Raw genomic sequence first — 20955 nt, 5'->3', positions numbered from 1 at the left:
CGCCTTTGCTTGCGCGGACGCTGCGGCTGTCAGTTCGGCGAGGTCGTGGCCCCACTCTGGGTGACGCAGGCCGGCTGCAGCCTCACGATCACGGCGGTAGATTGCACGTCTTGATCGTGGAGTGCACAAGCTTGCTGGCTCTTTGCCTGAGTTCTGCCACAGCGTTCCAGTGGTGGTGACGGGCAAACGGGCTGAGGCTGGTCTTTTCCTGGAGTTGCATCAGGGCATCAGTCCAGTAGGCCAGCAGGGCGCGGCGCACACCGGGGAGTTGCAAGAATTCGAGAGCCTCCTGAAAAGAAGCTTCGAACCATATGGCCGTGGAGCGTGGCAGACCGCTGGCATAGACATCGTCGAGCAACTCTCCCTCTTTGCCTGCCAGCCAGGCCCGGGCTTCGGGCAGTCCATGGATTAGGCTGTCCAGGTGCAGCATGTGCAAGCGGGGCCGCTGCGGCCTCGGCAGGGTGGCAAATGCCACCTCGTGCCGTCCGATATTGATCGTGTAATACCTGCCGCCGCTGGTGGAGGGGAAAAGATTCAGAGTCCAGGCGCCCTGCAAGTCCAGCCAGTTGAACAGACCGGTGAACTGGAACAGCTCGTCCAGGTAATGCGACAGTTCCTCGTCCTGAAACAGGCGGTCGGCCTTGGGCTTGCGCAGCAGTAGGGACGGCTCGATGTCCTGCAACAGCCGGGCGGCGTCAGTGGGCGGCAGGTCGAAAAGTTCGCGCTGCCCAGGCACGCTGCTGGCGAATCTGCTTCTGAGCGCATAGTGCAGCGAATATTCGACCTTTCTCCAGTCGCTGACCTGCCGGAAGTCGTGCAGTGACCAGGGGCCCAGGCTTTTGTAGGGTTCGCAAGCGTTGATTTCCTTGATGCGCTTGAGCGGAGCATGGTCGGTGCCGCCTATCTTGATCTGGGAACAGTTGGGCGATACCAGGATGTAGACATGGCCCTCCCGGCCAGGGTTGTCGGCGAGCATGAGAGTCGGCGTGGATGCTTCGTGTGTTGCTGTGAGTGCGAAGCATTGTTGCCGGACTTTGCTGCGTAACGCTCTGGCATATCGAGGCCTGCTGACGACTATCGAATCAATAGCTGCAAGCGCTTGATGGGCAAAGGCTGTGGCCCTGAAAGACTGTCATTCCGATACCGGCGCGGGCCACCCTCACCGCGCCGGCGGCACTGGTATCGCCGGCGCCTCGGCGCCGGTGGCCGTGCGGCTCTCGGGCAGGTAGGGGTCTTCGCCCGAGGCGAACAGCCGCCCCAGCCCGGCGACCACCAGCACCAGCGCCAGCACCACGGCAATGACGCCCACGGCGCGGCGCAAGTCCACGATGGCGGGCACCTGGCGCGGGTGGATGGGTGGGTCGGAGTTTTCGATTTTCTGGTCGGGGATGCGGGCCATGAGGAGCCTCCTTGCGCTGTGCGGCACGGGGCGTGCCGGGGTTCGTGAACTGGCCTTCCTTTCTAATCAGCGTCAGCCGCCCGGGTCGTCGGACAAGGGCGCGCCCCCGCCGCCGAAGCGCGCGCCTGCTGATGCGGCGATTGACACCCCCATCCCAGCCCGCAAGATACGCGCCCATGAACCCGCAACAAAAAATCACCCTGTACGACGGCCCGGCTGGTGGTTGGGGCGCGCTGAACAGCGTCAAAAATGCGCTGCTGCACCACGGCATCCCCGTCAAGGGCGCGAAAACGCTGCTGTCGGCCAACCAGCCCGAGGGCTTTGACTGCCCCGGCTGCGCCTGGCCGGATCGCAACCACCACTCGACGTTTGAGTTCTGCGAAAACGGCGCCAAGGCCGTGGCGGCAGAGGCCACGGCGCGGCGCGCGACGCCCGAGTTCTTCGCCCGCCACAGCGTCGCCGAGCTGGCCGCGCAAAGCGACTTCTGGCTGGAAGACCAAGGTCGCCTGACCCACCCCATGCGCTACGACGCGGCCAGCGACCGCTATGTGCCGATTGCCTGGGACGAGGCCTTTGCCCTGATCGCCCGCCACCTGGGCGCCCTGGCCAGCCCGCACGAGGCCATCTTCTATACGTCAGGGCGCACCAGCAACGAGGCGGCGTTTCTGTATCAATTGTTCGTGCGCCAGTTCGGCACCAACAACTTCCCCGACTGCTCCAACATGTGCCACGAGGCCAGCGGCGCAGCCATGCGCGCGCAGCTCGGCACGGGCAAAGGCACGGTGTCGCTGCAGGATTTCGAGCAGGCCGATGCCATCTTCATCTTCGGCCAGAACCCCGGCACCAATCACCCGCGCATGTTGGGCGAGCTGCGCGCGGCACACCAGCGCGGCGCGCGCATCGTGAGCTTCAACCCCCTGCGCGAGCGCGGCCTGGAGCGCTTTGCCGACCCGCAGGACAAGCTGCAGATGGCCACCCTGGGCTCCTCGCCCATCAGCACGCACTACTTTCAGTTGCGCATCGGTGGCGATCTGGCGGCAGTGCAGGGCATGGCCAAGCACGTGCTGGAGCTGCAGGCGCGCGGCCACCGCGTGCTCGATGAAGACTTCATCGCCCAGCACACCAGCGGCCTGCACGACTGGGCGGCGCTGCTGGCGTCCACGCCCTGGCAGCAGCTGGAACAGGCCTCGGGCCTGAGCGAGGCGCAGTTGCGCGCTGCCGGTGATGTCTATGCCAATGCCGGCAGCGCCATCGCCTGCTGGGGCATGGGCATCACGCAGCACCAGCACGCGGTGGCGACCATAGGCGCCATCGTCAATTTGCTGTTGCTGCGCGGCAACATCGGCCGCCCTGGCGCCGGGCCGTGCCCGGTGCGCGGACACAGCAACGTGCAGGGCGACCGCACCATGGGCATCTGGGAGGCGCCGCCCGCCGCGCTGCTCGATCGCCTGGCAGCGGTGTATGGCTTCGAGCCGCCGCGTGCGCCCGGCGTGGACACCATAGGCGCCATCGAACAGATGCGCCGGGGCGGCTGCCGGGTGTTTTTCGCCATGGGCGGCAACTTCGCTGCGGCCACGCCCGACACGCTGCAGACCTGGGCCGGCCTGCGCCAGTGCGCCCTGACGGTGCACGTGGCCACCAAGCTCAACCGCAGCCACGTCGTGCATGGCCGCGAGGCGCTGATCCTGCCCTGCCTGGGCCGCACCGAGATCGATGTGCAGGCCGGCGGCCCGCAGGGCGTGACGGTGGAGGACTCCATGAGCATGGTGCATATCAGCGCCGGCATCAACGCGCCGGCGTCGCCGCACCTCATGTCCGAGCCGGCCATCGTCGCGCGGCTGGCCGAGGCGGCGCTGGGCAGCCGCTCGGCCGTGCCCTGGCGCTGGCTGGTCGAGGACTACGCCCGTATCCGGGACGAGATCGAAAAAATCTTTCCGGACTTCCACGACTTCAACGCCCGCGTGGCGGTGCCGGGCGGCTTTCGTCTGCGCAACCCGGCCAGCGAACGCCAGTGGGCCACCGCTAGCGGCAAGGCGCAGTTCAGCATGGCAGCGCTGCCGCAGGCCACGCCCACGCAGCGCGCGCAGCAGCAATTGGGATCGAATGCACTGGTGTTCACGCTGCTCTCGACGCGCTCGCACGACCAGTACAACACCACCATCTACGGCTTCAATGACCGCTATCGCGGCGTGCGCGGGCGGCGCGATGTGCTCTTCATCCACCCCGAGGACATCCGCGCCCTGGGCCTGCAGGCGGACGACCGGGTGGACATCCACACCGTCTGGCACGACGGCGAGGAGCGCATGGTGCGCGGCTTTGCCCTGGTGCCGTATGACATCCCGCGTGGCAACCTGGCGGCCTACTACCCCGAAACAAACCCGCTGGTGCCCCTGTCGGCGGTGGCTGAAGGGGCCGGCACGCCGACCTCCAAATCCATCCCGGTGCTGCTGCGCGCTCACCGAGCCGCTGTGACGGTCTGTGCTGCCTGATGCTCAGTGGTCAATGAGCGGATACAAGCCAAGCCCCTGGCGCTGGCCGCTCTGAGGGCGCTGGCCGAAGAGCCCGCGGGGGCAGCTCTTTCCCTGCCGCGTCTGGCCAAGCGCCTGGGTAGCAGTGCCAGCGTGCTGCTGCGTGAACTGAACCTGATGAGTGCGGTTGCACTGGGCGAGCATTCTGGCCCCGGCTGGGTGCGCGTATGGCAGGACGGCGGGCGCTGGTGGGTTGCGCTCTGCGGTGCTGCGGTGGACGATTTCTGAGGTTTTTGGGGTTCTCGACCACTCCTTGTCTAGGTGTTTGCCCTTGACTTGAGGGCATTGCGAGGCCGTTGTAAGTCTCGCGCAAGCACACCCTCTAGAGTGCCGAGGCAATGTCTGAAAGCCAGGGATTTCTACGCCAGCCGCAAACATGGCGCAGGAGATCCAGAAAACCCGTCTCTATCCTGTCCTGTCCGGATTTTCCTCCGGTCTTGGCAGTGTTTGACATTTTCCTGTCCCCTGTGTTTTCAGTCAGATGGCAGCCATCGTTGGGGCGATTGCGAGCAACTGAAAGCATAGGAGGTGCGGCGACCACGAATGAAAGAGAGCGTTATTCGATTTATAGGTTATGTAGCCTGGCCGTGCAAAGACACGAAGACAAGGGGTTATTTATGGCTAAACAGATTACGGAGAGAGATCAGGCCTATTGGCGTGCGAATGTTCGCCTGATCACAATTTGCCTGGTCATATGGGCAACAGTTTCTTATGGCTTTGGGATTTTGCTGCGTCCATTGGTAATGGGCATTTCCGTTGGCGGCGCTGATCTGGGCTTTTGGTTTGCCCAGCAAGGCTCCATCCTCACCTTCCTGGCGTTGGTCTTCTTCTATTCATGGAGAATGAACCGGCTCGACGAAGAATTCGGCCTGGAGGAGTGACCATGAGCCAATTCTGGATCAACTTCATTTTCGTCATCGGGTCTTTCGTGATCTATACCTGGATCGCCATCTGGGCCCGAGCGAAGACGACGCGCGAGTTCTACATCGCCGGCGGCAACGTACATCCGACCCTCAACGGCATGGCCACGGCGGCCGACTGGCTCTCGGCCGCATCGTTCATCTCGGTGGCCGGCCTGATCTCGGTGGGTTACGTCAACTCCTCCTTCATCATGGGGTGGACAGGCGGCTACGTGCTGCTGGCGACGCTGCTGGCACCCTATCTGCGCCGCTTCGGTGCCTATACAGTGCCGGACTTCGTGGGCAAGCGCTACGCCAGCAAAGGCGCACGCGTGGTGGCGGTGATCTGCCTGATCGTGATCTCGCTGACCTACGTGATCGGCCAGATGACGGGCGCGGGCGTGGCCTTCGCGCGCTTCCTGGAGGTCAAGAGCGACACCGGCCTGATCATCTCGGCGCTGGTGGTGTTCTTCTATGCCGTGCTTGGCGGCATGAAGGGCGTGACCTACACGCAGGTGGCGCAGTACATCGTGCTGATCCTCGCCTTCACCATCCCGGCGGTGTACCTGTCGCTGATGATGACCGGGCACTTCCTGCCGCAGACCGGCCTGTTCGGCGATCACTCCGCCTCCGGCATGCCGCTCCTGCAAAAGCTCAACGAGGTGGTGCGCGACCTGGGCTTCCAGGACTACACGGCGGACGTCAGCAACAAGTGGAACATGTTCCTCTTCACCCTGACGCTGATGGTCGGCACGGCAGGTCTGCCGCACGTGATCATCCGCTTCTTCACGGTGCCTAACATCCGCGACGCCCGCTGGTCTGCCTCCTGGGCGCTGGTGTTCATCGCCTTGTTCTACACCACTGCTCCGGCGCTGGCCGGCATGGCGCGCATGAATTTGCTCGATACCATCTATCCCGGTGGCCCGCGGGCCGCGCCGCTGGTGTATGAGGAGCGTCCGCAGTGGGTGAAGAACTGGGAGGCCACCGGGCTGATCAAGTTCGAGGACAAGAACGGCGATGGCCGCATCCAGTTCTACAACGAGGCGAACAAGGAACTGGTCAACAGCGCCGAGTGGGCCAAGGACTGGAAGGGTAACGAACTGGTGGTGAACAACGACATCCTGGTGCTGGCCCTGCCCGAGATCGCCAACATGCCCGCGTGGATCATCGGCCTGATCGCGGCCGGGGGGATCGCGGCGGCGCTGTCCACGGCGTCCGGGCTGCTGATGGCGATCTCGTCGGCGGTGAGCCACGACCTGCTGAAAAATACGCTGATGCCGCACCTGTCCGAGCAAAAGGAGATGCTCTATGCGCGCATCGCCATGGTCGGGGCGATCGTCGTCGCCACCTGGCTGGGCCTCAATCCACCAGGCTTTGCGGCGCAGACGGTGGCGCTGGCCTTCGGGATGGCGGCCTCGTCAATTTTCCCCGCGCTGGTGCTGGGCATTTTCTCCACGCGCATCAACAGCAAGGGGGCGATGGCAGGCATGGTGGCCGGTTCGCTGGCGACCGTGACCTACATCTTCATGTACCTGGGCTGGTTCTTCATCCCCGGCACCAACTCCTTCCCGAATACGCCGGAGCACTGGGTGCTGGGCATCTCGCCGCTGTCGGTGGGCTGCATCGGGGCGGCGATCAATATCGCCGTGTCCGTTTTCGTTTCCCTGGCGACCGAGGACACGACCGAGGAAACCAAGGAAATGGTGCGCCACGTGCGTTACCCGTGATGGCTGTGCAATCCTGAGAGGATTGCGGTTTGCAGGTGGGCTTTCGGTGAAAGCCCACCTTTTTTGTCAGGGATGGAACAACAATGATTTGGCATCTGGTCGGTGTTCTGGTCATGGGCCTGTGCCTCGGGGGAATGGCCTTTTTCGTACGGAAGGCCACGCGCAACCGGCTGGCCAAATGGTGGATTCCGGCATCGGCCGCGGCCGGTATGTTGGGATACCTCGCCTATTACGACTATGACTGGTACGCTTTCAAGCGCAGCCAGCTGCCCGAGGGCACGGTCGTGATTCACGAGGAACGCGGCCGCAGCCTGCTCAAGCCCTGGAGCTATCTCCATCCGGCGGTCAATTCCTTCGTGGCCCTCGATGGAAAGCACAGCACGCGGCTGCAAGACCGCCAGCGGCTGGTGGAATATTTCGAATACCATTTCCACAAGGATCCGCTGGAGCGCCTGGAAACCCAGGCCTACGTGCTCAATTGCGAGACCCAGGAGCGTGTGGCTTTCGATGACAAAAGCGGCAGGCCGACCGGGCCGGTGGAAAACGTTTCCATCGAAAGTGCCATTTTCCGGAGTGCCTGCCGCTGATATTGCGGGAGGGACGAGATGCGCAGAAGTCGGCTCAGGGAACGCCTGCTCGGGCTGTTTGCCGCGGGCTGGCTGCTGCTGAATTTCCCGCTGCTCAGCATCTGGGACCGGGAGCAGTTCGTGCTGGGCTGGCCGCTACTGCCGGCGGCGGCCTTCGCCATCTGGCTGCTGCTGATCGTGGCGCTTGCCGTGCTGATGGAGCGCGGGCGCGGTGCCAGCGCCGGCGCGGCGGGCGGCAAGGAGCGCGCGCAGCCGCCCGCGGATGGCTGAGCGATGGGCGCCCCGCTGGTCTTGACCGTCTCGCTGGCCTACCTGGCCCTGCTGTTCGTGGTCGCCTGGGTGGGCGACCGGCGCGCGGCGCGCGGGCGCTCGCTCATCAACAGTCCCTGGGTGTATGCGCTCTCGCTGGGCGTCTACTGCACCGCCTGGACTTACTTCGGCAGCGTGGGCCGCGCGGCCAGCGAGGGGCTGTGGTTCCTGCCGGTGTATCTCGGGCCGACCATGGCGATGGTGCTGGGCTGGATGGTGCTGCGCAAGATCGTGCGCATCGCCAAGGCGCAGCGCATCACTTCCATTGCCGACTTCATCGCCAGTCGCTACGGCAAGAGCCGGCTGCTCGCCGTGGGCGTGACGGTGATCGCCATCGTGGGCGTGGTGCCGTACATCGCGCTGCAGCTCAAGGCGGTCTCGGCCGCCTATGGGCTGCTGGTCACGCCCGGCGTGGTGGAGAGCACGGCCCAGGTGCCCTGGAGCCGCGACAGCACCTTCTACCTGGCGCTGGTGCTGGCCGGTTTCACGATGATCTTCGGCGCGCGCCACCTGGACGCCACCGAGCGCCACGAGGGCATGGTCGCGGCCATCGCCTTCGAGTCGGTGGTCAAGCTGATCGCCTTCCTGGCCGTCGGCGCCTTCGTGACCTACGGCCTGTTCGATGGCTTTGCCGACGTGTTCGCGCGCGCCCAGGCCCAGCCGCAGCTACGTGCATTGATGCGGCTGGAGCAGGGCGCGGCCTTTGCCTGGCCGCAGTGGTTCACCATGAATGTCCTGGCCATGGTGGCGGTGCTGATGCTGCCGCGCCAGTTCCAGATCATGGTGGTCGAGAACGTGCATGAGGAGCACCTGCGGCGTGCCACCTGGCTGTTTCCGGCCTATCTGCTGGCAATCAACGTGTTCGTGATCCCGATCGCCCTGGGCGGGTTGCTGTTGTTCGCCGGCCAGCCTGTCAACCCGGACAACTTCGTGCTGTCGTTGCCTCTGGCGGCGGGGCAGGGCGGGCTGGCGCTGCTCGTCTTCATCGGTGGTCTGTCGGCTGCGACCGGCATGGTGATCGTCGAAAGCATTGCCGTATCCATCATGGTCAGCAACGAACTGGTGCTGCCGCTGCTGCTGCGCTGGCGCGCGCTGGTGGGCGAGGGGCTGTCGGATCTGACGCGCATCCTGCTCAACATCCGGCGTATCACCATCTTGGTGCTGCTCCTGCTGGGCTATGCCTATTTCCACGTGGCCAGCGAGGCCTATGCGCTGGTCAGCATCGGCCTAATCAGCTTCGCGGCGGTGGCGCAGTTTGCCCCGGCGGCGCTGATCGGGCTGTACTGGCGCGCCGGCACGCGGCTGGGAGCGCTGGGCGGGCTGTCGGCAGGCTTCGGGGTCTGGGTCTATACGCTGATGCTGCCCTCGATTGCCAAGTCCGGCTGGCTCGACGATGCCTTCGTGCGCGGGGGGCCGGCGGGTCTGTGGTGGCTGCGGCCGGAAGCGCTGTTCGGCCTGGACGGGCTCGATGCGCTGACGCATTCGCTGTTCTGGAGCCTGTTGCTGAATGTCTCGGTCTACATCGCGCTGTCGCTGGCGCGCGAGCCCTCGGCGCGCGAGACCAGCCAGGCGCTGATCTTTGTCAATGCCGGACGGCACGCTGGCGACGCCACGCCGATCTTCTGGCGCGGCGAGGCGCATGTGGAAGACCTGCGTCAATTGTGCCTGCGCCTGTTCGGGCGCAGCCGCACGCAGGCGCTGTTCGACGAATACACCAGCCGCTGGGGAGTGCAGTCGCTGGCGCGCGCCGATGCACAGTTCGTCAGCTTCATCGAGACCAAGCTGGCGGGCGCCGTGGGCGGGGCCTCGGCACGGGTGCTGGTGGCCTCGGTGTCCAAGGAGGAGTCGCTGACCACCGACGACGTGTTGAGCATGTTGGAGGAGGCCTCGCAGTTGCGCGCCTACTCGCGGGCGCTGGAGGAGAAGTCGCGCTCACTGGAGGAGGCCACGCAGCGCCTGCGCGAGGCCAACGAGCAGCTCAAGGGTCTGGATGAGTTGCGCGAGGAGTTCATGTCCTCGGTGACGCACGAACTGCGCACGCCGCTGACCTCGATCCGGGCGCTGGCCGAGCTGATGCGCGACGACCCCGACATGCCGGTGGCGCAGCGCCAGCAATTCGTGGGCATTGTGGTGGCCGAGGCCGAGCGCCTGTCGCGCCTGGTCACGCAAGTGCTCGATCTGGCCAAGATCGAGGCCGGGCGGGCGCAGTGGAACGATGTCGAACTGGATCTGCGTGCGCTGGTGGCGCAGGCTGCCGAGACCACGCGCGAGTTGCTGCGCGAGCGCGGCAGCGCCCTGGAACTGGAGCTGCCGGAGCCCGGGCCGCAAGGAGGCCTATGGGTGTGCGCCGATCCGGATAAGCTGCAGCAGGTCATGCTCAACCTGCTGTCCAATGCCATCAAGTTCGTACCAGCGCAGACCGGGCGCGTGCGGCTGAGGCTGCAGGCCGAAGGCGACTGGCTCACGGTGTCGGTGACGGACAATGGCCCGGGCATCTGCGCCGAGGAGCAGCAGGCGGCCTTCGACAAGTTCCGCCAGGTGGGCGATCCGCGCCAGCGTCGCCAAGGCACCGGGCTGGGACTGCCCATCTGCCGGCAGATCGTGGAGCATTACGGCGGGCGCGTCGGCGTGCGCTCGGAAGTGGGCCAGGGCGCGACCTTCTATTTCTCGCTGCCGTGGCTGCACCCGGCGACCGCCGGGGAGAAAGGACGGGAGACATGACACACAAGGTGCTGGTGGCAGACGATGAGCCCAATATCGTGGTGTCGCTGGAGTATCTGCTCAGGCGCGAGGGCTACGAGGTGCTGCTCGCCGCCGATGGCGAGCAAGCGCTGGCGACGCTGCTGCGCGAACGGCCAGCACTGGTGCTGCTGGACGTGATGATGCCGGGCAGGACGGGCTTCGAGGTTTGTCAGCAGGTACGCGCCGACCCGGAGCTGGAAGGGGTGCGAATCCTGATGCTCACTGCCAAGGGGCGCGACACCGACATCAGCAAAGGGTTGGCACTGGGCGCCGACGCCTACATGACCAAGCCCTTTTCCACGCGCGAGCTGGTGCAGAAAGTCGCGCAGATGCTGCGGGGGGTGCCTTGAGGCGTGGCCTGCTTCTGAAGCTGGCGCTGGCGGCGGGGCTGGCGCTGGGAAGCTGCCTGCTGCTCGGGCTGGTACTGGCAGGCCTGCCGCTGCCGCCGCCGGAGCGGGAGCGTTTCGCCGCGCTGGCGCTGCGCGGTGCGCCCCTGCTGGTGCTGGGCTGGGTGGTGGGCGTGGCGGTGGCCGTGGCGGCGCTGCAGCGCTGGTGGCTGCCGCGGGCGCAGGCCTGGCAGAGCCTGGCTGAGCAGACGCGCGCCTTGCTCAACGCCACTGAGCCACTGCAACTGCCGACCCGCCCGGCAGCCGACCAGCAGGCGCTGGCCCAGGCCATCCAGGCTCTGGCAAACCAGCGTGACGCGCTGCGGGCCGATACCGCTGCCGAGGTGGCGCGCGCCAGTGCCAGTGTGCGCCAGGAGCGCAACCGCCTGGCGGCCCTCATGGCGGAGCTGACGCAGAGCGTGGTGGTGTGCAACCGCGAGGGGCGCATCCTGCTGTACAACAACCGCGCACGTATGCAATTTCGTGCCCTGTCCGAGGCGCCGCGGCTAGCGGGAGGCGCCGAACTCATGGGTATCGGTCGCTCGATCTACGCAGTGTTTGACCAGCAGCTTGTGGCACATGCCCTGGAGCGGGTGCAGCAGCGGCTGGCGCGTGGGGCAATCCACCCATCGGCCCAGTTCGTCACCGCCACACGTGCCGGGCAGTTGCTGCGCGCGCAACTGACGCCGGTAACCGATGCCGGGGGCGATGCCCATCCAGGCGAAGTACGCACCCCTGAAGGTTTTGTGCTGATGCTGGACAACATCACACGCAGCTTCGAGGAGGAATCGGCGCGCGGCCAGTTGCTGTACGGACTCACCGAAGGCAGCCGAGCAGCGCTGGCGAGCGCCCAGGCGGCCCTGGACATGCTGGATTACGAGGATCTGGAGCCGCAAATGCGCGAGCGCTTCCTGGGCGTGCTGCGTCATGAGGTTGCCGCCATGGTCGAGCGTGTGGATGCGGTGGCGCGCCGCTCGGCCAAGGTGCTGCGCACGCGCTGGCCGCTGGAGGACATGCGCGGCTCGGAGTTCATCGAAATGGCAGTCCGCCAGATGCAAGCACGGTGTGCAGTGCCGATCCTGGCCGAGGAAGTCGATGCGCTGCTGTGGCTGCGCCTGGACAGCTTCTCTTTGCTGCAGGCGCTGATCCACCTGGGCACATGCCTGGTGGAGGAATTCGGTGTGCGCACCCTGCAATTGCGGCTGGCGCGCAAGGGTGGACGGGCGCAGTTGGATCTGGCATGGGTGGGCCATGCCGTGAACACCGAGACGGTGATGGGTTGGGAGATCGACCCCATGCGCATTGGCGGCGAGGCGCATCCGCTATCGGTGCGCGATGTGCTGGAGCGTCACGACGCCGAGATGTGGTTCGAACGCCACCGGGCCGAGCATCAGGCTTTCTTTCGCTTTCTGCTGCCGCTGGCGGGCGGTGCGGCAGAGGCAGAGGCAGAGGCAGAGGCAGAGGCAGAGGCAGAGGCAGAGGCAGAGGCAGAGGAGGTGCCCGATGTGCAGGCGTTGGACGGGCGACCGGAATTCTTCGACTTCGACCTGTTCGCCGTCGCGAGCACGGATGAGCAACTCGACGAGCGCCCCCTGGCTGAGCTGGCCTATACCGTGTTCGACACCGAAACCACCGGCCTCGACCCTGCCGGCGGCGACGAGATCATCCAGATCGGTGCGGCGCGCGTGGTCAATGGCCGGCTGCTGCGGCACGAGGCCTTCGAGCAGCTCATCGACCCCGGACGCGACATCCCCGAGGCGGGCATTTCCATTCACGGCATCACTGCCCAGATGGTGGCCGGGCAGCCGCGCATCGAGCAGGTGCTGCCGGCCTTTTACCAGTTCGCACGCGATACGGTATTGGTAGCGCACAACGCTGCCTTCGACATGCGCTTGCTGCAATTGCTGGAGCCGCGCACGGGGCTGCGCTTCCAGCAGCCGGTGCTCGACACCTTGCTGCTGTCGGCGCTCGTGCATCCACACCAGGAGTCGCACCGGCTGGAGGCTATTGCCGAGCGCCTGGGCGTAACGGTACAAGGGCGCCACACGGCGCTGGGCGACGCCTTGGTGACGGCGGAGATCCTCCTGCGGCTGATGCCGCTGCTGCGCGAGGCGGGTGTCGTCACCCTGGGGCAGGCGCGGGCACGTTCGCAGCAGACCTACTACGCCCGCTTGAAGTATTGAAATGCGGCGGCGGGTGGATGCACGCATGGCCGCCCCTGGCAGGAGAGCGAGACGATGGAGCATGGATGGGATATCGCAGGCCTGATGGCCACGCAGCGGGTGCTGGGCGCCCTGCCTGAGTCGGCGCGCCAGCAATTGGCTGGGCACTGGCAGGAGATGCATGGCGCGCCGGCCGAGGTGCTGCTGGCCGATGGCGAGCTGTCCGAGCGGCTGGGCTGGCTGCTCGACGGCACTCTGGAGCTGGCTGATCCACAGGCTGGCTGGAGCCTGCCGCTGCGCCCTGGGGAACTGTTCGGTGGCGGGGTGCATGGGGCCGCGCCAGGGGTGCAGGTCGTGGCCACGACGGCCTGTCGGGTGTTGTTGCTGGACGTCGCAGTGCTGCAGCGCATGGTGCAGCAGTACCCCTGGCTGCAACTGTTGCTGCCAACGCTGGAGGGCAGCACGCCAGTGCCAGCGCCGGCGCCGGCATTGGCCAGCGGCAATCTGCTGGCCGGCCCGGTGGGCAGCCTGATCAGCCGGGCGCCTGTTTGCATCGATGGCAGCCAGAGCATCCGCAGTGCGGCGCGTCGCATGGCCGAGGCGGGGGTGTCATCCATCTTGCTGACGCAGCAGGGGCAGCTCTCGGGCCTGCTCACGGATCGTGACCTGCGTCGGCGCGTGCTTGCCGACGGCCTCGATCCCGAGCGCCCGGTGGCTGAGGCAGCCACGCCGGCGCCCTGGACACTGCAGCGCCAGCAGCCCATCTTCGATGCCATGACGCTGATGGCGCGCCACCACATCCATCATCTGCCGGTGCTCGATGGCGGGAAGCTCATTGGCATGGTGACGGCATCTGACCTGTGGCGCCTGCAAAGTCCGTTCGCACTGCATCTGACGCAGGACATCTACCGCCAGGGCGACCTGGCCGGACTGGTCGCCTGCAGCGCGCGCGTGCGCCATTTGCAAAGCAGCCTGGCGCGTGCCGGTGCCAGCGCGCACAGCACCGGCATCCTGATCACCTCGGTGACCGACGCCTGCACCATTCGACTGATCCAGTTGGCCGAGCAACACCTTGGCCCGGCCCCAGTGCCCTATGTCTGGGTGGCCGCTGGCTCGCAGGCGCGCATGGAGCAAGCGGCGCGCACCGACCAGGACAATTGTCTGGTGCTCTCCGATGACTACCGGCAGGAGATGCACGGGGCCTATTTCGATCTTCTGGCCCGCTTCGTCTGCGACGGTCTGGCTGCCTGTGGCTATGTCCATTGCCCGGGCGGCATCATGGCCATGACGCCGCAGTGGCGCCAGCCCTGGGCGCAATGGGATGCCTATTTCTCGCGCTGGACACGCCAGCCCGATGCCCAGGCGCTGATGCTCACCGGCGTGTTCTTCGACATGCGCGCCGTATGCGGGGAGGCGGCGCTGCTGCACAGCCTGCGCCGTGCCATGCTGCAGCGCACGCGTGGCAATGGCCTGTTCCTGGCGCACATGGTGGGCAACGCCCTGGGGCAACGGCCACCGCTGGGCATGTTCGGCCAGATCACAGTGGAGCGCGGTGGAGACCATCCGGGTACGATCGATCTCAAGCATGGCGGCATCGTGCCCATCATCGACCTGGCACGTGTCTATGCCCTGGCCGGGGCACAGGAGGCGGTCAATACCCATGAGCGACTGGCCGTGGCTGCCGACAGCGGCGAGGTCAGCGCCGAGGCGGCGCGCGACCTGATGGACACGCTGGAATTCATCGCTGGACTGCGCATCGCCCACCAGAGCCGCCAGATCGCTGCCGGTCAGGAGCCGGACAACCACTTGCAACTTGCCGAGCTGTCCAGCTTCGAGCGGCGCATGCTCAAGGACGCCTTTGGCGTGGTGCAGAAACTCCAGGCCGTGCTGGGGCAGCGCTATCAGGCCGGACGCTTCTGAGAAGGCGCCACCGGGCCTGGGAGCCAGTCGCCGCGGCGTCTTATGGGTCGCGGGCCAGAACGCACAATCAGTGCCGGCGGCGCCTGAGGGCGCGGGTGCGCATTGTGTCTCCAGGGCTGCCCTGTCTCTGCGACAGTCCTTTGCCTACCCGCCCAGACCTGCGCCTGAGCCCTTTCTGATGATGACTGCACAACCCCCGCTGCTTTCCTACCCCTTCCAGCCACCCGAACCACGCACCAGCCTGGAAGTCGCCCCCGGCGTGTACTGGATCCGCCTGCCGCTGCCCTTCAAGCTCGACCACATCAACGTCTGGGCCATCGACGATGGCGATGGCTGGGTGCTGGTGGACACCGGCCTGAACAGCCCCCAGGCCGTGGCCGATTGGCTGGCGCTCATGGCCGAGGGGCCGCTGGCGCGCCCGCTCAAGGGCGTCTATGCCACGCACATGCACCCCGACCACCTGGGGCTGGCCGGCTGGTTCACGCGGCGCGCCGGCGTGCCGCTGTCCATGAGCCGCACCGAATACCTGGCCTGCCGCGTGCTGCACGCCGACACCAGCCGCGAGGCGCCGCCCGAGGCCGTGCAGTTCTACCGGCAGGCCGGCTGGCCCGAGGCTGCCCTGGAGACCTACCGCAGCCGCTTCGGCGGCTTCGGCAAGTTCATCCACGCGCTGCCCGATGTCTATCGGCGGCTGCAGGACGGCCAGCGGCTGGACTGGGGCGGGCACCAGTGGCGCGTCATCGTCACCGCCGGCCACTCGCCCGAGCACGTCAGCCTGTACTGCGCCGAGCTGGACGTGCTGATTGCCGGCGACCAGGTGCTGCCGCGCATTTCCTCCAACGTCTCGGTCTATCCGAACGAGCCGCAGGCCAACCCGCTGCAGGACTGGTTCGACTCATTGGACAAGATGGCGCGCGAGGTGCCCGATACGGCCCTGGTGCTGCCGGCGCACAACGAGCCGTTTCACGGCCTGCACGCGCGGCTGGAGCAGCTGCGGCGCAGCCAGGAGCGGGCGCTCGCGCGGCTGCTGGAGCAACTGGCCGCGCAGCCGCTGCGCATCGTGGACAGCTTTACCGCCCTGTTTGGCCGGCCCATCAGCCTGGACGACGCCAGCCAACTGGGCCTGGCCACGGGGGAGGCGATGGCGTGCATGAATTACCTGCTGGCGCAGGGGCAGGTGCGGCGGGAGGTGGATGGGGCTGGGGTGGCGTGGTATGCCGCCAGGGAAGACTGATCTAACCGCACTGCCACAGCATCTTGCCCTTGCTTGCGCTTTGGTCGATGAATACGTATGCAATGCCTGCATCCCCGAAATTGACGAAAAAAGGTACGGCAGCGGAATCAAGCTGGAGCAAGAGCCTCCAGTCTTGTCCATCCGGGAATTCGTCTCCTTGAAGAAAGAGTGGGGTTCCGCCTACCTTGCTCCCCTCCAAAGCCGAAGCGTATTCATGGGATTGCTCCTGCGTCCAATCCGCTTGCATGGCTTCGGGTTGAAACGGCGGCTCCTCGACATCCAGGAAATCGACAGCGAATTCCACAGATTCAGGCTGAAGGCTGTCGAACCCCGGTTTTTCTATCATTCGGTACAGGGTCGGCCCTTGTGCAAGAGATGCAAACGAACCGGTGTAGCTGCCTGGCTGGAGAATTACCGCATTCTCGCCGCCATCCGGCTCCCAGGTGCCATCAACATATTCATCGAGATCGTCAGTCATGAAGACGTAGGCCATTTTCCCCTGGCCCGGTTCGAAGGCTGGCGGCTCCAGGGCGATCTGGCCAATAAACCGCATGGGCTTGCCCGTTGCCTGACTCAACGGCCACTGAGGATCCGACAACCAAGTCGGCTGGCCGCCAAATTTGGTTGCCAGCGCCCTGATCGGCTTCTGGGTGGGTACAAAGCTGATTTTTCTGGCGATTGTCATTTGTTTTTCTGGGCGCCTATAAGCCGCACTGCAAAGCGGTGTCGAACTGGATGAGTAGTGAGGGGAATCAGGGGGTATCCGGTGTAGCCTCGATTGAAGGGCGCTGATGTTCAAAGATCAGACATGCACCAGCAAGCTCCAATCCGGCTCCCGGCGGGTACTCCGACTGGCTTTCTGTGCCGCGATTTCGATGCTCCTCAAGAACGATTTTTAAAAATTTACCCATAACAAGGCGTGGGATTGCACCGCTATCTAGGCCTTTGGCTGAAAACCACTCTAACGGATTGCGTGCGCCCTTTTCCATGTTACAGGAGGAGCAGGATAAAACCATGTTGTCAATTGTGTTTGGCCCATTTCGGCTTGCCGGGATGATGTGCTCCCATTCCAATCGTCCCTTCATTGTGCCGCAATACGCACATTGATTCCCGCCTATAACGAGCATCTGATTTTCGCGTAAGACGCTGGACGGCGCTATGCTTTGTTTGACCAGTTTATGATAGGTATAGCCTACGAATGACCAATAGGCTCGACTCTTTCGAGTGGCTGGCGCCAGATCTGAGCGATTCTCGATGGCGCGGTCTGCAATGAGCTTTGCGTACTCATACATAATAATTTCAAAGACTGTATTTCTTTTGGCAGCCACGATATTCCCAAAAAACTCACTCTAATGGGCGAGGCAAGCCGACCGCTGAAGGCGGGTGGGCTTGACCGAAATGGTTGGAGCCATAAGCTAAAACGGGTAACCTGAATTTCGTGAAGGGCGCGAACTGCGAAAAAGCACAGCGCCACCAAGGCTGCGCAGCACTACGAAAACAATAGCTGCTTGCGTTTGCTGCACAAGGGCTGGAGGCCAAAAAGACCAAAAATCAGCGTGACGCCACAAGGCGAAGCCCAGAGAAACGAAAACCCAGCGCTGCACAACGCTTGAGAAATTAAATGCCGTTTGAGTAAGTATGGGCAAATAAATTGGTTTTCTTCGGTGCTAACGCCGAAAGTAAGCCGCCCGCCGCAGGCGGGTCGGCTTGACTGCCTGGTTAGACCCGAAGGCCAAAAGGGTGCGCCCGGACTTGAAGAAGGGCGCGGCGCACGAAAAAGCACTGGGCCAAGGAAGCGACGCGGCGCTGCAAGAATGATAGCTGGTAGCGCTTAACTGGCAAGCGCTGGAGGCCAAAAAGGCTTGGAATTTGCGCGCCGAATGCAGGCGGAGCCCGGCGGAGCGCCAAAACCCCGAAGGAGAAACCTTTGAGAAGGGCGAATCGCTGGAATAAATGCTGACCTGCATAAAGCGAATTATGAGGGGACTAACGTTTGACGTGAGGGGCGGCCAGAGCCGCGACGCGGCGGAGGGTATTTGCAAGCGCAGCTTGCAAACAGTCCCTCTCGACGGAGTTGCTAACCGATAGTTCACGATACAAGCTTGTCAATCTCAGCTCTTGCTTTGATATTCAAGGATACCGGGCCTCCGGCATACTCGCGTAGAAGCAATCCTTGTTGTACGAGTTTTCCCAATGTGGCATCAAGATTGTGGACGTCTCTGCAAAAATGATTACGCAGCGTTTCTTGCGCAACTGATTTCTGCCCCCAAAAGTGTTTTGTGTAGAGTTTAAGAAGAACTTGGCGACTAGACACATCAATTGCACCAACACTCTTAAAGCCCTCAATAGACTCATCCAGATTTTCGAGTATTTTTTCGTAATCTTCGATTCCGAAGTAGTGGCTGTGAGTCCTCCTTACGGTTGCGACGTGAGATGAACCAATCAGAACCACTTCGAAATTCTTTTCCACTGGAAATTGATTTTCGTAGTGAACGTAAGCCTTGATGGCTTCATCTGGGGTTTTTCCAACAATATCCCAGCTGACGAATTTTCCTGAACTCCAATCAAAGACGATAATCCAATTGTTAATTGGGCTTGAGCTTCTTCTCTCTTTTTCGGTGAGTGTAAGAATAATGTCCTCGTTTACATGACTATCAATGGTTTTTGATAAACTATGTTTTCGAATAATTTCCTCAGCATTCTTCTTTGCTACATCAATTTCTAGCCGAGAGCGCACCGATGGGGTGCGGCCAGATTCAATTTCAAAGAAGGCGTCAGACAATTTCTGGAAGTATGAGATGACTTTCTCGTCACCTTCACTTTCTTTTAAGTGGTGTCCGTAAATTACAGAGGTGCGCTCAATGCTTTCTGCCCAGTAATGCTGAATCCGACTTCTAAGCTGAAGCTCCAATTTCTTTCCACTGCGCTCAAGTAGTAGGTGCACTGAACGGTAGCCAGTAATATCCCGTCCCTTCTCTCGATAGTCCGTAATGCGTACAAGCTTGAGTTCTTCTGTGCTTGCTATTTTGCCCTTAAGAAATTCAATGATTTGATCGACCAGTTCATTTTTTTCAACAATTATTCGGCATCCTCCGATGTCTTGGAGTTGCGTGAGTCGGACGCTTAGACGATTTAACTTTCTTATTATTTGAGGCTTTCGCTTTAATCGCTGGGCTATGTAGTAATCATGGCCATATTCGTTAAGCCATCTCTGGAGTTCCAGTGTTGTTTCGGATAGCGGCTCAAGGTGTGATTTTCGATATTCGTCGAAGACATCTTCGAGTTCAATCATTTCGTCGACATTGCGGAAGCTGTCCTTCGCAAGCGCAATTCCAGCTCTGTCGATTTTGCTTTTGGTGAGAGTCAACGAAATTTCTCCTGATGGCTAACGGCCAAGGTAAGCCGCCCGCCGTAGGCGGGTCGGCTTGACCGAAATGTTAGAGCCAGAAGCCGAAACGGATAACCTGAATTTGGCGACGGGCGCTAACTGCGAAAAAGCACAGCGCCACCGAGGCGGCGCAGCACTACCAAAACAATAGCTGCTTACGCTTTCTAAGCAAGGGCTGGAGGCCAAAAATACTGGAAACCTGCGCAGCCCATGCAGGCGAAGCCCGGAGAAACGACAAACCCAGCGCTGAACAGCGCTTGAGAAAATGAATGCCGCTTGAATAAACATGGGCTAAATAAATTGGTTTTCAGTGGTGCTAACGTTTGAGGTAACCGGATTGCGTAGCAAGTCCGGTTGACCGATGGGTTAGATAAATTAACTAGGCAGTCAATTTTTTGGAATTGCGATGGCGTTCATGGTGAGCAAAGCACCAGGCTTCGGGAGCGCTGCAATACCGATGACCGTCCGCGCCGGATAAGAATTAGAGAAAAATTCTGAATAAGCTCGATTCATTTCTGTGAAATCTGAAACATTTATAAGGTTGACTTGAATGTGAGCAATGTCATCTAGTGATGCACCCACAGAGGCAAGAATAGATTGGAAGTTCACTAACACCTGTTTGGTTTGCAGGTAAGCATCTTTTCCCGCGAGTTGCCCAGTTTTGGGATCGATTCCGGGCGTGCCAGAGATGAATATTTGACCGCCTGCCATAACTGCGTGGTTGTATGGGCCGATTGGTTCAAAGAGTTCTGACCGGATGGTTTCTTTTGGCATAAATATCTAACGCCTTGAGTTCAGCCGCCGCCGTAGGCGGTCGGCTGCGACGAATAGTTAGAATTCCGGAAACGGGCCACCTTTATCAACAGGGTAATCATCGGCATAATTTGAAACTGAAGTCCATGGTGTTCCGTATCTATCAAGATATGCATCTTGTTGAATTTTCATTTCATATTCAATATTCCTATTGAAATGTTCTTGCCAAGCTGCTTCTGAATCTTCTTCTTGACATTCACATGTGCCGCAGAGGCAGATTTTTCTATTGCAATCGAAGCAAATATTTAAATTGCCTTCAAATAGATCGTGCCCACACTTGTGACATCTGCTTTGCAAGCGTATTTTGTCTAGATAAAAATTAATATCAGGCTGAACTGTTTTTAATTCGCTTGACGCAAAGCTTTGAAATCCTGTGCGAACTACGTCTTTGAGAAAAGTAGAAAATTCTCTATTTTTTAATTTGAATAATTTTACTTCTTTATACGTGAGTTCATTTTGATCGAACGGATCATAAAGTATAAATCCAACGCGCCTATGTTTTCCAAGCCAAAGTGCTCTGCCGCGGTAATGAATAGTTGGCATTTGAGAAATCTAACGGGCGAGGTAAGCCGACCGCAGAATGCGGGTCGGCTTGACCGAAATGTTAGAGCCAGAAGCCGAAACGGATAACCTGAATTTGGCGACGGGCACGAGCTGCGAAAAAGCACGGTGCCACCGAGGCGGCACAGCACTACCAAAACAATAGCTGCTTGCGCTTGCTACGCAAGGGCTAGAAGCCAAAAAGGCTGGAAAACGACGCAATGCCAGCAGGCGAAGCCCGGAGAAACGGCAAACCCATCGCTGCACAGCGTTTGAGAAAATGAATGCCGTTTGAATAAACATGGGCTTGATGAATAAAGC

At 62.1% G+C, this 20955-nt stretch carries 22 protein-coding genes; 11 read left to right on the top strand and 11 right to left on the bottom strand.

Translation table 11 applies throughout. The features are described from left to right. Nucleotides 1–88: 88 nt before the first annotated feature. Nucleotides 89–976: a GIY-YIG nuclease family protein gene (locus IDM45_RS10095; RefSeq protein WP_209422724.1), complete on the bottom strand. Its 888-nt coding sequence runs from the start codon at nt 974–976 to the stop codon at nt 89–91. A 183-nt stretch (nt 977–1159) separates the two neighbouring features. Further along, complete coding sequence (locus IDM45_RS10090) at nt 1160–1399, bottom strand: hypothetical protein (protein WP_209422723.1); 240 nt, start codon at nt 1397–1399, stop codon at nt 1160–1162. A 176-nt stretch (nt 1400–1575) separates the two neighbouring features. Here IDM45_RS10090 and IDM45_RS10085 point away from each other — a divergent pair, with 176 nt between their 5' ends. The 11 genes from IDM45_RS10085 (at nt 1576) to IDM45_RS10035 (ending at nt 15893) form a co-directional block, all read left to right on the top strand. Further along, nucleotides 1576–3888 carry an FdhF/YdeP family oxidoreductase gene (locus IDM45_RS10085; protein ID WP_209422722.1) on the top strand — a complete coding sequence of 771 codons (2313 nt, stop codon included), beginning with the start codon at nt 1576–1578 and terminating at the stop codon, nt 3886–3888. Nucleotides 3889–4020: 132 nt separating this feature from the next. Continuing rightward, nucleotides 4021–4155 (top strand): hypothetical protein, encoded by a 135-nt coding sequence (locus IDM45_RS17945; protein WP_267912109.1) that lies wholly within the window; start codon nt 4021–4023, stop codon nt 4153–4155. 215 nt (nt 4156–4370) lie between these two features. Continuing rightward, nucleotides 4371–4808 (top strand): DUF4212 domain-containing protein, encoded by a 438-nt coding sequence (locus IDM45_RS17635; protein WP_232654329.1) that lies wholly within the window; start codon nt 4371–4373, stop codon nt 4806–4808. A 2-nt stretch (nt 4809–4810) separates the two neighbouring features. After that, nucleotides 4811–6553 (top strand): sodium:solute symporter family protein, encoded by a 1743-nt coding sequence (locus IDM45_RS10070; RefSeq protein WP_209422721.1) that lies wholly within the window; start codon nt 4811–4813, stop codon nt 6551–6553. 83 nt (nt 6554–6636) lie between these two features. After that, nucleotides 6637–7140 (top strand): hypothetical protein, encoded by a 504-nt coding sequence (locus tag IDM45_RS10065; protein WP_209422720.1) that lies wholly within the window; start codon nt 6637–6639, stop codon nt 7138–7140. 18 nt (nt 7141–7158) lie between these two features. Further along, nucleotides 7159–7410: a hypothetical protein gene (locus IDM45_RS10060; RefSeq protein ID WP_209422719.1), complete on the top strand. Its 252-nt coding sequence runs from the start codon at nt 7159–7161 to the stop codon at nt 7408–7410. Between the two features lie 3 nt (nt 7411–7413). After that, nucleotides 7414–10170 carry a sensor histidine kinase gene (locus IDM45_RS10055; RefSeq protein WP_209422718.1) on the top strand — a complete coding sequence of 919 codons (2757 nt, stop codon included), beginning with the start codon at nt 7414–7416 and terminating at the stop codon, nt 10168–10170. Further along, entirely contained in the window at nt 10167–10541 is a 375-nt protein-coding gene (locus IDM45_RS10050) for a response regulator transcription factor (RefSeq protein ID WP_209422717.1), read from the top strand. Before IDM45_RS10055 ends, IDM45_RS10050 begins: the two co-directional genes overlap by 4 nt. After that, complete coding sequence (locus tag IDM45_RS10045; protein ID WP_209422716.1) at nt 10538–12760, top strand: 3'-5' exonuclease; 2223 nt, start codon at nt 10538–10540, stop codon at nt 12758–12760. Before IDM45_RS10050 ends, IDM45_RS10045 begins: the two co-directional genes overlap by 4 nt. Before the next feature lie 54 nt (nt 12761–12814). Further along, nucleotides 12815–14659 (top strand): putative nucleotidyltransferase substrate binding domain-containing protein, encoded by a 1845-nt coding sequence (locus tag IDM45_RS10040; protein ID WP_232654060.1) that lies wholly within the window; start codon nt 12815–12817, stop codon nt 14657–14659. A 181-nt stretch (nt 14660–14840) separates the two neighbouring features. Continuing rightward, nucleotides 14841–15893, top strand: coding sequence for an MBL fold metallo-hydrolase (locus tag IDM45_RS10035; RefSeq protein ID WP_232654061.1), 1053 nt, complete (start codon nt 14841–14843; stop codon nt 15891–15893). A 1-nt stretch (nt 15894) separates the two neighbouring features. On the opposite strand, the gene IDM45_RS10030 is transcribed toward IDM45_RS10035, so the two are convergent. The 9 genes from IDM45_RS10030 to IDM45_RS09990 form a co-directional block, all read right to left on the bottom strand. Next, nucleotides 15895–16578, bottom strand: coding sequence for a DUF1963 domain-containing protein (locus IDM45_RS10030; RefSeq protein ID WP_209422714.1), 684 nt, complete (start codon nt 16576–16578; stop codon nt 15895–15897). A 67-nt stretch (nt 16579–16645) separates the two neighbouring features. Beyond that, nucleotides 16646–17221 (bottom strand): HNH endonuclease, encoded by a 576-nt coding sequence (locus IDM45_RS17630; protein ID WP_209422713.1) that lies wholly within the window; start codon nt 17219–17221, stop codon nt 16646–16648. Nucleotides 17222–17237: 16 nt separating this feature from the next. Continuing rightward, nucleotides 17238–17432, bottom strand: coding sequence for a DUF1010 domain-containing protein (locus tag IDM45_RS10020; RefSeq protein ID WP_232654062.1), 195 nt, complete (start codon nt 17430–17432; stop codon nt 17238–17240). A gap of 128 nt (nt 17433–17560) precedes the next feature. Continuing rightward, nucleotides 17561–17860 (bottom strand): DUF1010 domain-containing protein, encoded by a 300-nt coding sequence (locus IDM45_RS10015; RefSeq protein ID WP_209422712.1) that lies wholly within the window; start codon nt 17858–17860, stop codon nt 17561–17563. A gap of 122 nt (nt 17861–17982) precedes the next feature. Next, on the bottom strand, nt 17983–19260 hold the full coding sequence (locus IDM45_RS10010; protein ID WP_232654064.1) for a RelA/SpoT domain-containing protein: 1278 nt from the start codon (nt 19258–19260) through the stop codon (nt 17983–17985). Between the two features lie 18 nt (nt 19261–19278). Continuing rightward, nucleotides 19279–19569 carry a DUF1010 domain-containing protein gene (locus IDM45_RS10005; protein WP_209422711.1) on the bottom strand — a complete coding sequence of 97 codons (291 nt, stop codon included), beginning with the start codon at nt 19567–19569 and terminating at the stop codon, nt 19279–19281. Between the two features lie 99 nt (nt 19570–19668). Next, nucleotides 19669–20055, bottom strand: coding sequence for a RidA family protein (locus IDM45_RS10000; protein WP_209422710.1), 387 nt, complete (start codon nt 20053–20055; stop codon nt 19669–19671). A gap of 57 nt (nt 20056–20112) precedes the next feature. Continuing rightward, nucleotides 20113–20637, bottom strand: coding sequence for a hypothetical protein (locus IDM45_RS09995; RefSeq protein WP_209422709.1), 525 nt, complete (start codon nt 20635–20637; stop codon nt 20113–20115). Nucleotides 20638–20646: 9 nt separating this feature from the next. Continuing rightward, nucleotides 20647–20937: a DUF1010 domain-containing protein gene (locus IDM45_RS09990; RefSeq protein WP_209422708.1), complete on the bottom strand. Its 291-nt coding sequence runs from the start codon at nt 20935–20937 to the stop codon at nt 20647–20649. Between the last annotated feature and the right edge of the window lie 18 nt (nt 20938–20955).

Source organism: Melaminivora jejuensis (genome assembly GCF_017811175.1).
Lineage (GTDB): Bacteria > Pseudomonadota > Gammaproteobacteria > Burkholderiales > Burkholderiaceae_C > Melaminivora > Melaminivora jejuensis.
The sequence above is the reverse complement of the archived record's forward strand: the minus strand, read 5'-3'. Positions and strand labels throughout refer to the sequence as shown.